At 58.9% G+C, this 12,332-nt stretch carries 23 protein-coding genes; all 23 read left to right on the top strand.

Annotated features, from left to right (window positions below; translation table 11 throughout):
* The first annotated feature begins 2 nt into the window (after positions 1-2).
* The 23 genes from tuf (at position 3) to secY (ending at position 12,332) form a co-directional block, all read left to right on the top strand.
* Positions 3-1,193, top strand: a complete 1,191-nt coding sequence (gene tuf, locus BPHY_RS14440; RefSeq protein WP_012402197.1) for an elongation factor Tu — start codon at positions 3-5, stop codon at positions 1,191-1,193.
* A 126-nt stretch (positions 1,194-1,319) separates the two neighbouring features.
* The gene (gene rpsJ, locus BPHY_RS14435) at positions 1,320-1,631 is read left to right on the top strand and encodes a 30S ribosomal protein S10 (protein WP_006998489.1); all 312 of its coding nucleotides are present in this window, start codon (positions 1,320-1,322) and stop codon (positions 1,629-1,631) included.
* A 187-nt stretch (positions 1,632-1,818) separates the two neighbouring features.
* Positions 1,819-2,478 carry a 50S ribosomal protein L3 gene (gene rplC / locus BPHY_RS14430; protein ID WP_012402196.1) on the top strand — a complete coding sequence of 220 codons (660 nt, stop codon included), beginning with the start codon at positions 1,819-1,821 and terminating at the stop codon, positions 2,476-2,478.
* Positions 2,478-3,098, top strand: a complete 621-nt coding sequence (rplD, locus tag BPHY_RS14425; protein WP_007730523.1) for a 50S ribosomal protein L4 — start codon at positions 2,478-2,480, stop codon at positions 3,096-3,098. Before rplC ends, rplD begins: the two co-directional genes overlap by 1 nt.
* Complete coding sequence (rplW, locus tag BPHY_RS14420) at positions 3,095-3,409, top strand: 50S ribosomal protein L23 (protein WP_012402195.1); 315 nt, start codon at positions 3,095-3,097, stop codon at positions 3,407-3,409. Before rplD ends, rplW begins: the two co-directional genes overlap by 4 nt.
* 2 nt (positions 3,410-3,411) lie before the next feature.
* Entirely contained in the window at positions 3,412-4,239 is an 828-nt protein-coding gene (rplB, locus tag BPHY_RS14415) for a 50S ribosomal protein L2 (protein WP_012402194.1), read from the top strand.
* A 10-nt stretch (positions 4,240-4,249) separates the two neighbouring features.
* The gene (rpsS, locus tag BPHY_RS14410) at positions 4,250-4,525 is read left to right on the top strand and encodes a 30S ribosomal protein S19 (protein WP_006998484.1); all 276 of its coding nucleotides are present in this window, start codon (positions 4,250-4,252) and stop codon (positions 4,523-4,525) included.
* A 12-nt stretch (positions 4,526-4,537) separates the two neighbouring features.
* A complete protein-coding gene (gene rplV / locus BPHY_RS14405) occupies positions 4,538-4,867 on the top strand; it encodes a 50S ribosomal protein L22 (RefSeq protein WP_004199272.1) in 330 nt (109 codons plus the stop codon).
* 11 nt (positions 4,868-4,878) lie between these two features.
* Positions 4,879-5,673 (top strand): 30S ribosomal protein S3, encoded by a 795-nt coding sequence (gene rpsC / locus BPHY_RS14400; protein WP_012402193.1) that lies wholly within the window; start codon positions 4,879-4,881, stop codon positions 5,671-5,673.
* Between the two features lie 2 nt (positions 5,674-5,675).
* Positions 5,676-6,092: a 50S ribosomal protein L16 gene (gene rplP, locus BPHY_RS14395; RefSeq protein WP_012402192.1), complete on the top strand. Its 417-nt coding sequence runs from the start codon at positions 5,676-5,678 to the stop codon at positions 6,090-6,092.
* A gap of 10 nt (positions 6,093-6,102) precedes the next feature.
* On the top strand, positions 6,103-6,297 hold the full coding sequence (gene rpmC, locus BPHY_RS14390; protein ID WP_007180130.1) for a 50S ribosomal protein L29: 195 nt from the start codon (positions 6,103-6,105) through the stop codon (positions 6,295-6,297).
* On the top strand, positions 6,294-6,566 hold the full coding sequence (rpsQ, locus tag BPHY_RS14385; RefSeq protein ID WP_012402190.1) for a 30S ribosomal protein S17: 273 nt from the start codon (positions 6,294-6,296) through the stop codon (positions 6,564-6,566). The genes rpmC and rpsQ overlap by 4 nt, the downstream gene beginning before the upstream one ends.
* 291 nt (positions 6,567-6,857) lie before the next feature.
* Positions 6,858-7,226, top strand: a complete 369-nt coding sequence (rplN, locus tag BPHY_RS14380) for a 50S ribosomal protein L14 (protein WP_012402188.1) — start codon at positions 6,858-6,860, stop codon at positions 7,224-7,226.
* Positions 7,227-7,235: 9 nt separating this feature from the next.
* A complete protein-coding gene (gene rplX / locus BPHY_RS14375; protein WP_012402187.1) occupies positions 7,236-7,544 on the top strand; it encodes a 50S ribosomal protein L24 in 309 nt (102 codons plus the stop codon).
* 13 nt (positions 7,545-7,557) lie between these two features.
* Positions 7,558-8,097, top strand: a complete 540-nt coding sequence (gene rplE / locus BPHY_RS14370; RefSeq protein ID WP_006052214.1) for a 50S ribosomal protein L5 — start codon at positions 7,558-7,560, stop codon at positions 8,095-8,097.
* A 7-nt stretch (positions 8,098-8,104) separates the two neighbouring features.
* Complete coding sequence (gene rpsN, locus BPHY_RS14365; RefSeq protein ID WP_012402186.1) at positions 8,105-8,410, top strand: 30S ribosomal protein S14; 306 nt, start codon at positions 8,105-8,107, stop codon at positions 8,408-8,410.
* A gap of 14 nt (positions 8,411-8,424) precedes the next feature.
* Positions 8,425-8,820: a 30S ribosomal protein S8 gene (gene rpsH, locus BPHY_RS14360; RefSeq protein ID WP_007730595.1), complete on the top strand. Its 396-nt coding sequence runs from the start codon at positions 8,425-8,427 to the stop codon at positions 8,818-8,820.
* A gap of 19 nt (positions 8,821-8,839) precedes the next feature.
* Positions 8,840-9,370: a 50S ribosomal protein L6 gene (gene rplF / locus BPHY_RS14355; RefSeq protein ID WP_012402185.1), complete on the top strand. Its 531-nt coding sequence runs from the start codon at positions 8,840-8,842 to the stop codon at positions 9,368-9,370.
* A gap of 12 nt (positions 9,371-9,382) precedes the next feature.
* Complete coding sequence (gene rplR, locus BPHY_RS14350) at positions 9,383-9,748, top strand: 50S ribosomal protein L18 (RefSeq protein ID WP_012402184.1); 366 nt, start codon at positions 9,383-9,385, stop codon at positions 9,746-9,748.
* 14 nt (positions 9,749-9,762) lie between these two features.
* Positions 9,763-10,281: a 30S ribosomal protein S5 gene (rpsE, locus tag BPHY_RS14345; protein ID WP_007730604.1), complete on the top strand. Its 519-nt coding sequence runs from the start codon at positions 9,763-9,765 to the stop codon at positions 10,279-10,281.
* A 10-nt stretch (positions 10,282-10,291) separates the two neighbouring features.
* On the top strand, positions 10,292-10,474 hold the full coding sequence (gene rpmD, locus BPHY_RS14340; protein ID WP_004202755.1) for a 50S ribosomal protein L30: 183 nt from the start codon (positions 10,292-10,294) through the stop codon (positions 10,472-10,474).
* A 30-nt stretch (positions 10,475-10,504) separates the two neighbouring features.
* A complete protein-coding gene (rplO, locus tag BPHY_RS14335) occupies positions 10,505-10,939 on the top strand; it encodes a 50S ribosomal protein L15 (protein WP_012402183.1) in 435 nt (144 codons plus the stop codon).
* A gap of 46 nt (positions 10,940-10,985) precedes the next feature.
* On the top strand, positions 10,986-12,332 hold the full coding sequence (gene secY, locus BPHY_RS14330) for a preprotein translocase subunit SecY (RefSeq protein WP_012402182.1): 1,347 nt from the start codon (positions 10,986-10,988) through the stop codon (positions 12,330-12,332).

The raw sequence follows: 12,332 nt of genomic DNA, 5'->3' as shown, positions 1-12,332 counted from the left end.
ACATGGCTAAAGGTAAATTCGAACGGACCAAGCCGCACGTGAACGTCGGCACGATCGGTCACGTTGACCACGGCAAGACCACGCTGACGGCAGCGATCACGACGGTGCTGACCGCGAAGTTCGGCGGCGAAGCAAAGGCCTACGACCAGATCGACGCGGCACCGGAAGAAAAGGCACGCGGCATCACGATCAACACGGCGCACGTCGAGTACGAAACGGCTAACCGCCACTACGCACACGTCGACTGCCCGGGCCACGCTGACTATGTGAAGAACATGATCACGGGCGCAGCGCAGATGGACGGCGCGATCCTGGTGTGCTCGGCCGCTGACGGCCCGATGCCGCAAACGCGTGAGCACATCCTGCTGGCGCGTCAGGTTGGCGTTCCGTACATCATCGTGTTCCTGAACAAGTGCGACATGGTCGACGACGCGGAGCTGCTCGAGCTGGTCGAGATGGAAGTGCGCGAACTGCTGTCGAAGTACGACTTCCCGGGCGACGACACGCCGATCATCAAGGGTTCGGCGAAGCTGGCGCTGGAAGGCGACAAGGGCGAGCTGGGCGAAGTGGCGATCATGAATCTGGCCGACGCGCTGGACACGTACATCCCGACGCCGGAGCGCGCAGTTGATGGCGCATTCCTGATGCCGGTGGAAGACGTGTTCTCGATCTCGGGTCGTGGCACGGTGGTGACGGGCCGCGTCGAGCGCGGCGTCATCAAGGTCGGCGAAGAAATCGAAATCGTCGGTATCAAGCCGACGGTGAAGACGACGTGCACGGGCGTGGAAATGTTCCGCAAGCTGCTCGACCAGGGCCAGGCAGGCGACAACGTCGGTATCCTGCTGCGCGGCACGAAGCGTGAAGACGTGGAGCGTGGCCAGGTTCTGGCGAAGCCGGGTTCGATCACGCCGCACACGCACTTCACGGCTGAAGTGTACGTGCTGAGCAAGGACGAAGGCGGTCGTCACACGCCGTTCTTCAACAACTACCGTCCGCAGTTCTACTTCCGTACGACGGACGTGACGGGCTCGATCGAGCTGCCGAAGGACAAGGAAATGGTCATGCCGGGCGACAACGTGTCGATCACGGTGAAGCTGATCGCTCCGATCGCGATGGAAGAAGGTCTGCGCTTCGCCATCCGCGAAGGTGGCCGTACCGTCGGCGCAGGTGTCGTCGCCAAGATCATCGAGTAAAATCGAGGATTGCATCTAGCAGTATGTGCCCGGGTCTGGGCATTCGCCCCTCGCGAGCGGCCCAGACCTACGTTCTTTTATTCATAGGCGGTGCAATATCGCCTCGCTCTTTCTAAGGAATTCGTCATGCAGAACCAGAAAATCCGCATTCGCCTGAAGGCTTTCGACTATCGTCTGATCGATCAATCGGCAGCTGAGATCGTCGATACGGCCAAGCGGACTGGCGCAATCGTTCGTGGTCCGGTGCCCCTGCCGACCCGCATTCAACGTTTCGACATCCTGCGTTCGCCGCACGTCAACAAGACGTCGCGCGATCAGCTCGAAATCCGCACGCACCAACGCCTGATGGACATCGTTGATCCGACGGACAAGACCGTCGACGCACTGATGAAGCTGGATCTGCCGGCTGGCGTGGACGTGGAAATCAAGCTTCAGTAAAGGTTTCGAGCGGCATCCAACGATCGGATGCCGCTAAGTCTTTGATTGCTTGCAGAAAACGAAAAGCCTCGCTATAATGCAAGGCTTTTCGCGCATTTGCGCAAAAAAGTCGTCGCACTTCACGTTCGAAATGCGCGGCATTTTGTAAATTAGCCCCGACCAATCGCAGTCGGGAATGGAGAAAACGATGAGCCTTGGACTCGTAGGTCGCAAGGTTGGCATGACCCGTATCTTCACGGCTGAAGGGGATTCGATTCCCGTCACCGTGCTGGACGTGTCCGACAACCGCGTGACGCAGATCAAGACTGTTGAAACCGACGGCTACACGGCCGTTCAGGTTGCCTTCGGTACGCGCCGTGCATCGCGCGTGACGAAGCCGCTGGCAGGTCATCTCGCCAAAGCCGGTGTTCAAGCTGGTGAAATCCTCAAGGAATTCCAAATCGACGCCGCCAAGGCTGCCGAGCTGTCCAGTGGCGCCGTGATCGGTGTAGATCTCTTCGAAGTGGGCCAGAAAGTCGACGTGCAGGGCACCTCGATCGGTAAGGGCTACGCCGGTACCATCAAGCGCTACAACTTCAGCTCGGGTCGCGCATCGCACGGTAACTCGCGTTCGCACAACGTGCCGGGTTCGATCGGTATGGCGCAGGATCCGGGTCGTGTGTTCCCGGGTAAGCGCATGACGGGTCACATGGGTGACGAGACGGTCACTGTGCAGAATCTCGAAATCGCACGTATCGACGCAGATCGCAAGCTGCTGCTGGTCAAGGGTGCTGTTCCGGGCGCGAAGGGCGGCAAGGTTTTCGTGACGCCGGCTGTCAAGACGCGCGCCGTGAAAGGAGCGAAATAATGGAACTTAAGCTCCTGAACGCCAACGGTCAGGAAGGCGCAGCAGTCAACGCGTCGGACGTCGTGTTCGGCCGTGACTACAACGAAGCCCTGATCCACCAGATCGTCGTCGCTTACCAGGCGAACGCACGCAGCGGCAACCGCGCGCAGAAGGATCGCGAGCAGGTCAAGCACACCACGAAGAAGCCGTGGCGCCAGAAGGGTACGGGCCGTGCTCGTGCCGGTATGTCGTCGAGCCCGTTGTGGCGTGGCGGTGGTCGTATCTTCCCGAATTCGCCGGAAGAAAATTTCTCGCACAAGGTCAACAAGAAGATGCATCGCGCAGGTCTCTGCTCGATCTTCTCGCAACTGGCCCGCGAAGGTCGCATCGCGGTTGTCGACGAGCTCACGCTCGAAGCGCCGAAGACGAAGCTGCTGGCCGAAAAGTTCAAGGCAATGGGTCTCGATTCCGTGCTGGTCATCACCGACACGGTTGACGAAAACCTGTACCTCGCGTCGCGCAATCTGGCCCATGTGGCCGTTGTCGAGCCGCGTTACGCCGACCCGCTGTCGCTGATCTACTTCAAGAAAGTGCTGATCACGAAGGCTGCGGTCGCCCAGATCGAGGAGTTGCTGTCATGAGCGAAGTTCGCAAAAACGATCATCGTTTGATGCAAGTTCTGCTCGCGCCGGTGATCTCCGAGAAGGCGACGCTGGTAGCTGAAAAGAACGAGCAAGTCGTGTTCGAAGTTGCGCCGGACGCCACGAAGCAGGAAGTGAAGGCTGCTGTCGAGCTGCTGTTCAAGGTGGAAGTCAATTCCGTCAACGTGCTGGTCCAGAAGGGCAAAGCAAAGCGCTTTGGCCGCTTCATGGGCAAGCGCAAGGACGTGAAGAAGGCGTACGTCTGCCTGAAGCCCGGCCAGGAAATCAACTTTGAAGCGGAGGCCAAGTAATCATGGCAATCGTGAAAGTTAAGCCGACTTCGCCGGGTCGCCGTGCGATGGTCAAGGTGGTCAACAAGGATCTGCACAAGGGCAAGCCGTACGCACCGCTGCTCGACACGCAGAGCTCGACCGCCGGCCGTAACAACAACGGTCACATCACCACCCGTCACAAGGGCGGTGGTCACAAGCATCACTATCGTATCGTCGACTTTCGTCGCACGAAGGATGGCATTCCCGCGAAGGTCGAACGCCTCGAGTACGATCCGAACCGTAGCGCGAATATCGCGCTGGTCGTGTACGCGGACGGCGAGCGTCGCTACATCATCGCTCCGAAGGGCGTGACGGTTGGCCAGCAGCTGATGTCGGGTTCGGAAGCTCCGATCCGCGCAGGCAACACGCTGCCGATCCGCAACATCCCGGTTGGTACGACGATTCACTGCATCGAAATGCTGCCGGGCAAGGGCGCGCAAATGGCGCGTTCGGCTGGTACGTCGGCGATGCTGCTGGCTCGTGAGGGCACGTACGCACAGGTCCGTCTGCGTTCGGGCGAAATCCGCCGCGTTCACATCGAGTGCCGCGCGACGATCGGTGAAGTGGGCAACGAAGAGCATAGCCTCCGTCAAATCGGTAAGGCTGGCGCGAACCGCTGGCGCGGTATCCGCCCGACGGTGCGTGGCGTTGCAATGAACCCGGTCGATCACCCGCACGGTGGTGGTGAAGGCAAGACGGCTGCAGGTCGCGATCCGGTGAGCCCGTGGGGCACGCCGACGAAGGGTTATCGCACCCGTAGCAACAAGCGCACGACGAGCATGATCGTCCAGCGCCGTCACAAGCGTTAAGGAGTAGGCAATGGCACGTTCTATTAAAAAAGGTCCGTTCTGCGACGCCCATTTGCTGAAGAAGGTTGAGGCGGCTGCAGCATCGCGCGACAAGAAGCCTATCAAGACCTGGTCGCGTCGCTCGACGATCCTGCCGGACTTCATCGGCCTGACAATCGCCGTTCACAACGGCCGTCAACACGTTCCGGTGTACGTCACGGAAAACATGGTCGGCCACAAGCTTGGCGAGTTCGCATTGACCCGTACGTTCAAGGGTCACGCGGCCGACAAGAAGGCCAAGAAATAAGGGGCAATCAAGATGGAAGTGAAAGCAATTCATCGCGGTGCCCGCATCTCGGCGCAGAAGACGCGCCTTGTGGCTGACCAGATTCGTGGTTTGCCGGTCGACAAGGCGCTGAACGTTCTGACGTTCTCGCCGAAGAAGGCGGCGGGTATCGTTAAGAAGGTCGTGCTGTCTGCGATCGCGAATGCGGAGCACAACGAAGGCGCCGATATCGACGAGCTCAAGATCAAGAGCATCTACGTCGATAAGGCTGCTTCGCTGAAGCGTTTCACCGCACGTGCAAAGGGTCGTGGTAACCGCATCGAGAAGCAATCCTGTCACATCACTGTGACGGTCGGGAATTAAGGAGCCATACGATGGGACAGAAAATTCATCCGACTGGCTTCCGTTTGGCCGTCAGCCGCAATTGGGCTTCGCGTTGGTACGCGAACAACAACAATTTCGCGGCGATGTTGCAGGAAGACATCGGTGTTCGTGAATACCTGAAGAAGAAGCTGAAGAACGCGTCCGTCGGCCGCGTGGTGATCGAGCGTCCCGCAAAGAACGCACGTATCACGATTTTCAGCTCGCGTCCGGGTGTCGTGATCGGCAAGAAGGGTGAAGACATCGAACTGCTGAAGTCCGAGCTGCAAAAGCGCATGGGCGTTCCGGTTCACGTCAACATCGAAGAAATCCGCAAGCCGGAAACCGATGCGCAACTGATCGCCGATTCGATCACGCAGCAGCTCGAGCGCCGGATCATGTTCCGCCGCGCGATGAAGCGTGCGATGCAAAACGCGATGCGTCTGGGTGCCCAAGGCATCAAGATCATGAGCGCAGGCCGTCTGAACGGTATCGAAATCGCTCGTACGGAATGGTATCGCGAAGGCCGCGTGCCTCTCCACACGCTCCGCGCCGACATCGACTACGCAACTTCGGAAGCGAAGACGACGTACGGCATCATCGGCGTGAAGGTGTGGGTCTACAAGGGCGACACGCTTGGCCGCAACGACGCTCCGGTGGTTGAAGAAGTCGCCGAAGAAAAGCGTCCGCGCCGCAACGCACGTCCGGGCGACCGCCGCCCGCGTCGCGATGGTGAAGGTGCACCGGCAGGTGCTCGCCGTGGCGCCCCGCGCCGTGGCGGTGCCGGCGACGGTAAGACTGGAGAATAACGATGCTGCAACCGAAACGCAGGAAGTATCGCAAAGAGCAAAAGGGTCGTAATACGGGCGTTGCAACGCGTGGTAACGCGGTGTCGTTCGGTGAATACGGCCTGAAGGCTATCGGTCGCGGCCGCCTGACCGCGCGTCAGATTGAAGCAGCGCGTCGTGCAATGACGCGTCACATCAAGCGCGGCGGCCGCATCTGGATTCGCATTTTCCCGGACAAGCCGATCTCGCAAAAGCCGGCTGAAGTACGTATGGGTAATGGTAAGGGTAACCCGGAGTACTACGTCGCCGAGATTCAACCGGGCAAGATGCTGTACGAAATGGACGGTGTGTCCGAAGAACTGGCACGTGAAGCGTTCCGTCTGGCTGCAGCAAAGCTGCCGCTGAAGACGACGTTCATGGTTCGCCAGCTCGGCGCCTAAGGAGTGAATGATGAAGGCATCCGAACTTCACCAGAAAGATCAGGCCGCGCTCAACAAGGAGCTGTCGGACCTGTTGAAGGCGCAATTCGGCCTGCGCATGCAACTCGCGACCCAGCAGCTCACGAACACGAGCCAGCTGAAGAAGGTTCGTCGCGACATCGCACGTGTGCGGACCGTCCTGACTGAGAAGGCGAACCAGAAATGAACGATAGCGTAAAAACCTCGCTTAAGCGGACGCTGGTCGGCAAGGTCGTCAGCAACAAGATGGACAAGACGGTTACCGTCCTGGTCGAACACCGCGTGAAGCACCCGATCTACGGCAAGTATGTCGTACGTTCGAAGAAGTACCACGCTCACGACGAAGCGAACACCTATAACGAGGGCGACCTCGTCGAAATCCAGGAAACGCGTCCTCTGTCGAAGACGAAAGCCTGGACGGTGTCCCGTCTGGTCGAAGCTGCTCGCATCATCTAAAGCAGCTGAGCAACAGAAGTAGTTGAAATCGCAGTAGATTTCGCTTGCAAGACCGAGATTATTTGTTATAATCTCGGTCTTCCCTCTTTGTGGGAGCCCCATCGCGGGCGAAGTTGTAGGTGGGGGAAGCGATATGGACGCCAGTTCATATCGGCAGATTCACCGGATTGCGATGGCGGGTTTCGTTTGCCGTCGCTGCTGTTCTAACCCAAGCAGCCGTTGGCTGACGGGACCAAGACTGACCGAATGCATCATGGTGGTGCAATCGGATTAAGTTGGGAAAGATAAACCATGATCCAGACCGAAACTCGGCTCGAAGTGGCCGACAACACGGGTGCACGTGAAGTCATGTGCATCAAGGTGCTCGGCGGCTCGAAGCGTCGTTATGCCAACATCGGCGACATCATCAAGGTGAGCGTCAAAGAGGCAACGCCGCGCGGGCGCGTGAAGAAAGGCGAAATTTACAACGCCGTGGTGGTTCGTACCGCCAAGGGCGTGCGCCGTCAAGACGGCTCGCTGATCAAGTTCGACGGCAACGCCGCCGTGCTTTTGAATACCAAGCTCGAGCCTATCGGCACCCGCATTTTCGGGCCGGTCACGCGTGAGCTGCGTAGCGAACGCTTCATGAAGATCGTTTCGCTCGCGCCGGAAGTGCTGTAAGGAGCCGAGATGAACAAGATTCGTAAGGGTGACGAAGTCATCGTCATCACCGGCAAAGACAAGGGCAAGCGCGGCGTCGTGCTGGCTGTTGGCGAAAACCGTGTGACCGTCGAAGGCCTCAACATCGCCAAGAAGCATGTGAAGCCGAACCCGATGAAGGGTACGACGGGCGGCGTGGAAGCGAAGGCAATGCCGCTGAACATTTCGAACGTCGCGCTGGTCGACGCGAACGGCAAGCCGTCGCGTGTCGGCATCAAGGTCGAAGGGGACAAGAAGGTCCGTTTCCTGAAGACGACCGGTGCTGTGCTGAGCGCCTGACGCGGAGTAAAAAATGGCACGTTTGCAAGAATTTTATAAAGAGAAGGTTGTTCCTGGCCTGATCGAGAAGTTCGGTTACAAGTCCGTGATGGAAGTGCCGCGCATCACCAAGATCACCCTGAACATGGGTCTTGGCGAAGCCGTCGCTGACAAGAAGATCATCGAGAACGCCGTCGGCGATCTGACGAAGATCGCGGGCCAGAAGCCGGTCATCACGAAAGCGCGCAAGGCAATCGCGGGCTTCAAGATCCGTCAGGGTTACCCGATCGGTGCAATGGTCACGCTGCGTGGCCAGGCAATGTACGAATTCCTGGACCGTTTCGTGACGGTCGCGCTCCCGCGTGTGCGCGACTTCCGTGGCGTGTCGGGCCGTGCATTCGACGGTCGTGGCAACTACAACATCGGTGTGAAAGAGCAGATCATTTTCCCCGAAATCGACTACGACAAAATCGACGCGCTGCGTGGGCTGAACATCAGCATCACGACGACTGCGAAGACTGACGACGAAGCAAAGGCACTGCTCGCCAGCTTCAAGTTCCCGTTCAGAAACTGAGGTTACCGTGGCTAAACTGGCACTGATCGAACGTGAAAAGAAGCGTGCGCGCCTGGCTGCCAAGTTCGCACCGAAGCGTGCTGAACTGAAGGCAATCATCGACGACCAAAGCAAGTCGGAAGAGGAGCGTTACTCGGCTCGTCTCGAGCTGCAGCAACTGCCGCGCAATTCCAACCCGACCCGTAAGCGCAACCGTTGCGCAATCACCGGTCGTCCGCGTGGCACGTTCCGTAAATTCGGGCTGGCGCGTAACAAGATTCGTGAAATCGCGTTCCGCGGCGAAATCCCTGGCCTGACCAAGGCGAGCTGGTAATAGGAGAAACGTAAATGAGCATGAGTGATCCTATCGCCGATATGCTGACTCGCATCCGCAACGCGCAGATGGTCGAGAAGGTTTCGGTGACGATGCCCTCGTCGAAAGTCAAGGTTGCAATCGCGCAAGTCCTGAAGGATGAAGGCTATATCGACGATTTCGCAGTGAAGGCTGAAGGCGCGAAGTCGGAATTGAACATCGCGTTGAAGTACTACGCTGGCCGTCCGGTTATCGAGCGCCTCGAGCGCGTTTCGAAGCCTGGTCTGCGCGTGTACCGCGGCCGCAACGACATCCCGCAGGTTATGAATGGCCTGGGCGTTGCGATCGTTTCGACGCCGAAGGGTGTGATGACTGATCGCAAGGCGCGCGCTACTGGCGTGGGCGGCGAAGTCATCTGCTACGTCGCTTAAAGCCGAAGGGAGAAGAAACATGTCTCGAGTAGGTAAAAGCCCGATCGCGCTGCAAGGCGCAGAAGTGGCCCTGAGCGACGAGCGCATTACCGTCAAGGGTCCGCTGGGTTCGATCTCGCAAAACGCGAATCGCCTGGTGAAGGTGGTGAACGACAACGGCACGCTGAAGTTCGAGCCGGCTGACGAAAGCCGCGAAGCAAATGCGATGTCGGGCACGATGCGCGCGCTGGTCGCGAACATGGTGCACGGCGTGACGAAGGGTTTCGAGCGCAAGCTGACGCTGGTTGGCGTCGGTTACCGTGCGCAAGCGCAAGGCGACAAGCTGAACCTGTCGCTGGGTTTCTCGCACCCCGTGGTGCACCAGATGCCGGAAGGTGTCAAGGCTGAGACCCCGTCGCAAACCGAAATCGTGATCAAGGGGATCGACAAGCAGAAAGTTGGCCAGGTCGCTGCCGAAGTGCGCGGCTACCGTCCGCCGGAGCCCTACAAGGGCAAGGGCGTGCGCTATGCCAACGAGGTTGTGATCCTCAAAGAAACGAAGAAGAAGTAAGGGTGCGCAATCATGGATAAGACTCAATCTCGCCTGCGCCGCGCTCGTCAGACGCGGATCAAGATCGCTGAGCTGCAAGTCGCGCGTCTGGCCGTGCACCGCACGAACACGCACATCTATGCGCAAGTGTTCTCGCCGTGTGGCACCAAGGTGCTCGCAAGCGCATCGACGCTCGAAGCCGAAGTGCGTGCGCAACTGGCCGACAAGTCGGGCAAGGGTGGCAACGTTGCTGCCGCAACCCTGATCGGCAAGCGCATTGCAGAAAAGGCTAAGGCTGCCGGCATCGAATCCGTCGCCTTTGACCGCTCGGGTTTCCGCTACCACGGCCGCGTGAAGGCGCTGGCTGATGCGGCGCGCGAAGCCGGGCTCAAGTTCTAAGGAAGGAATTCGTCATGGCAAAGATGCAAGCGAAAGTTCAGGCTGACGAGCGCGACGACGGCCTTCGCGAAAAGATGATTTCGGTCAATCGCGTGACCAAGGTCGTGAAGGGTGGCCGTATTCTCGGTTTTGCCGCATTGACCGTGGTTGGTGACGGTGATGGCCGCGTCGGCATGGGCAAGGGCAAGGCCAAGGAAGTTCCGGTCGCTGTTCAGAAGGCAATGGAACAGGCCCGCCGCAACATGTTCAAGGTGCCGCTCAAGAACGGTACGCTGCAACACGAAGTGCACGGCAAGCACGGCGCATCGACGGTTCTCCTCGCTCCGGCGAAGGACGGTACCGGCGTGATCGCTGGCGGCCCGATGCGCGCAGTGTTCGACGTGATGGGCGTGCAAAACGTTGTGGCCAAGAGCCACGGTTCGACGAACCCGTACAACCTCGTTCGTGCAACGCTGGACGGTCTGCGCAAGCAGTCGACGCCGGCTGACATTGCGGCGAAGCGTGGTAAGTCCGTCGAAGACATTCTGGGCTAAGGTGGTCACCATGTCTGAAAAAACTGTCAAGGTTCAGCTCGTCAAGAGCCTGATTGGGACCCGCGAATCGCACCGCGCTACCGTGCGCGGTCTTGGCCTGCGTCGTCTGAACTCGGTTAGCGAGCTGCAGGACACGCCGGCTGTGCGCGGCATGATCAACAAGGTTTCGTACCTCGTTAAGGTCATCGGCTAAGCGGCCGTTCGGGCACTCAAGGAGTTGATAATGGAATTGAATAACCTGAAGCCGGCTGAAGGCGCGAAGCACGCGAAGCGTCGCGTTGGTCGCGGCATCGGCTCGGGCCTCGGCAAGACCGCTGGCCGTGGTCACAAAGGTCAAAAATCGCGTTCGGGTGGCTTCCACAAGGTCGGCTTCGAAGGCGGTCAAATGCCGCTGCAACGCCGTCTGCCGAAGCGTGGCTTTACGTCGCTGACGAAGGAATTCGTTGGTGAGGTGCGCCTCGGTGACCTCGAGAAGCTGCCGGTCGACGACATCGATCTGTTGGCACTGAAGCAAGCCGGTCTGATTGGCGAGATGATGACGAGCGCCAAGATCATCGCGACAGGCGAACTGAAGCGCAAGATCGTCGTGAAGGGCCTGTCTGCGACGAAGGGCGCGCGCGCTGCGATCGAAGCAGCGGGCGGTTCTTTCGCCGAGTAACGTGCAAGTCGATTGCCGTCACTAGCATTTGCATCGGAGAAGGTACTTGGCTAACAGCCCGAGTCTCGCAAAACCCGGTCGAAGCGCGGCGAAGTTTGGCGATCTGCGTCGGCGAGCAGTGTTCCTGCTGCTGGCGCTGGTCGTCTACCGGATTGGCGCGCATATTCCGGTGCCGGGCATTGACCCGGACCAGCTGGCAAAGCTGTTCCAAAGCCAGTCGGGCGGCATCCTTGGCATGTTCAACATGTTCTCGGGTGGCGCACTTTCGCGGTTCACGATTTTCGCGCTGGGGATCATGCCCTACATCTCGGCGTCGATCATCATGCAGTTGCTGGCGATCGTCTCGCCGCAGCTGGAAGCGCTGAAGAAGGAAGGGCAGGCAGGTCAGCGGAAGATCACGCAGTACACACGGGTCTTTACGGTGGTTCTGGCTACGTTCCAGGCCTTTGGTATCGCTGTCGCGCTGGAAAACCAGCCGGCACTCGTTATCGATCCTGGCATGGTCTTCCGGCTGACGACGGTTGTGACGCTCGTGACCGGCACGATGTTCCTGATGTGGCTCGGTGAGCAAATCACGGAACGCGGTCTCGGTAACGGCATTTCGATCATTATTTTCGGCGGTATCGCGGCGGGCTTCCCGAATGCGATCGGTGGTCTCTTTGAACTGGTTCGTACCGGTTCGATGAGCATCATTTCGGCGATCATCGTGGTCGCGCTGATTGCTGCAGTGACGTATCTGGTGGTGTTCATCGAACGCGGCCAGCGCAAGATTCTTGTGAACTACGCCAAGCGGCAGGTCGGCAACAAGATTTACGGTGGACAGTCGTCGCATCTGCCGCTGAAGTTGAACATGTCGGGCGTGATTCCGCCGATCTTCGCATCGTCGATCATCCTGTTCCCGGCAACCATCCTGAACTGGTTTAGTTCTGGGTCGCGGACTGGCTGGTTCGCAGACACGCTGCACAATGTGGCCGAAGCGCTCAAGCCAGGTCAGCCGGTGTACGTGTTGCTGTATGCGTTGGCGATCGTGTTCTTCTGCTTCTTCTACACCGCGCTGGTGTTCAACAGCAGGGAGACGGCCGACAACCTGAAGAAGAGTGGTGCATTCGTCCCTGGTATTCGTCCGGGTGACCAGACGGCACGCTATATCGACCGCATCCTGACGCGTCTGACGTTGGCCGGTGCGATCTACATCGTGTTTGTTTGCTTGCTGCCCGAGTTCTTGGTGCTGCGTTGGAATGTGCCGTTTTATTTTGGTGGAACGTCGCTGCTGATCATTGTCGTCGTCACAATGGATTTCATGGCGCAGGTGCAGTCGTACGTTATGTCGCAACAGTATGAGTCGCTGCTGAAGAAGGCAAACTTCAAAGGCGGCGGCGTCCCGATGCGTTGA

Source organism: Paraburkholderia phymatum STM815, assembly GCF_000020045.1.
GTDB classification, from domain to species: Bacteria; Pseudomonadota; Gammaproteobacteria; order Burkholderiales; family Burkholderiaceae; genus Paraburkholderia; species Paraburkholderia phymatum.
Note: the sequence above shows the minus strand (reverse complement) of the source record. Positions and strands in the feature narration are given on the sequence as shown.

Excerpts from the sequence above, each read along its gene's own strand:
- rplP (WP_012402192.1), top strand. The coding sequence starts at position 5,676 with ATGCTGCAACCGAAACGCAGGAAGTATCGCAAAGAGCAAAAGGGTCGT.
- rpsQ (WP_012402190.1), top strand. The coding sequence starts at position 6,294 with ATGAACGATAGCGTAAAAACCTCGCTTAAGCGGACGCTGGTCGGCAAG.
- rplC (WP_012402196.1), top strand. The coding sequence starts at position 1,819 with ATGAGCCTTGGACTCGTAGGTCGCAAGGTTGGCATGACCCGTATCTTC.
- rpmC (WP_007180130.1), top strand. The coding sequence starts at position 6,103 with ATGAAGGCATCCGAACTTCACCAGAAAGATCAGGCCGCGCTCAACAAG.
- rpsC (WP_012402193.1), top strand. The coding sequence starts at position 4,879 with ATGGGACAGAAAATTCATCCGACTGGCTTCCGTTTGGCCGTCAGCCGC.
- rplF (WP_012402185.1), top strand. The coding sequence starts at position 8,840 with ATGTCTCGAGTAGGTAAAAGCCCGATCGCGCTGCAAGGCGCAGAAGTG.
- tuf (WP_012402197.1), top strand. The coding sequence starts at position 3 with ATGGCTAAAGGTAAATTCGAACGGACCAAGCCGCACGTGAACGTCGGC.
- rplR (WP_012402184.1), top strand. The coding sequence starts at position 9,383 with ATGGATAAGACTCAATCTCGCCTGCGCCGCGCTCGTCAGACGCGGATC.
- rpsJ (WP_006998489.1), top strand. The coding sequence starts at position 1,320 with ATGCAGAACCAGAAAATCCGCATTCGCCTGAAGGCTTTCGACTATCGT.
- rpmD (WP_004202755.1), top strand. The coding sequence starts at position 10,292 with ATGTCTGAAAAAACTGTCAAGGTTCAGCTCGTCAAGAGCCTGATTGGG.
- rplV (WP_004199272.1), top strand. The coding sequence starts at position 4,538 with ATGGAAGTGAAAGCAATTCATCGCGGTGCCCGCATCTCGGCGCAGAAG.
- rplO (WP_012402183.1), top strand. The coding sequence starts at position 10,505 with ATGGAATTGAATAACCTGAAGCCGGCTGAAGGCGCGAAGCACGCGAAG.
- rpsH (WP_007730595.1), top strand. The coding sequence starts at position 8,425 with ATGAGCATGAGTGATCCTATCGCCGATATGCTGACTCGCATCCGCAAC.
- rplD (WP_007730523.1), top strand. The coding sequence starts at position 2,478 with ATGGAACTTAAGCTCCTGAACGCCAACGGTCAGGAAGGCGCAGCAGTC.
- rplW (WP_012402195.1), top strand. The coding sequence starts at position 3,095 with ATGAGCGAAGTTCGCAAAAACGATCATCGTTTGATGCAAGTTCTGCTC.
- rplX (WP_012402187.1), top strand. The coding sequence starts at position 7,236 with ATGAACAAGATTCGTAAGGGTGACGAAGTCATCGTCATCACCGGCAAA.
- rpsS (WP_006998484.1), top strand. The coding sequence starts at position 4,250 with ATGGCACGTTCTATTAAAAAAGGTCCGTTCTGCGACGCCCATTTGCTG.
- rplE (WP_006052214.1), top strand. The coding sequence starts at position 7,558 with ATGGCACGTTTGCAAGAATTTTATAAAGAGAAGGTTGTTCCTGGCCTG.
- rplB (WP_012402194.1), top strand. The coding sequence starts at position 3,412 with ATGGCAATCGTGAAAGTTAAGCCGACTTCGCCGGGTCGCCGTGCGATG.
- rpsE (WP_007730604.1), top strand. The coding sequence starts at position 9,763 with ATGGCAAAGATGCAAGCGAAAGTTCAGGCTGACGAGCGCGACGACGGC.
- rplN (WP_012402188.1), top strand. The coding sequence starts at position 6,858 with ATGATCCAGACCGAAACTCGGCTCGAAGTGGCCGACAACACGGGTGCA.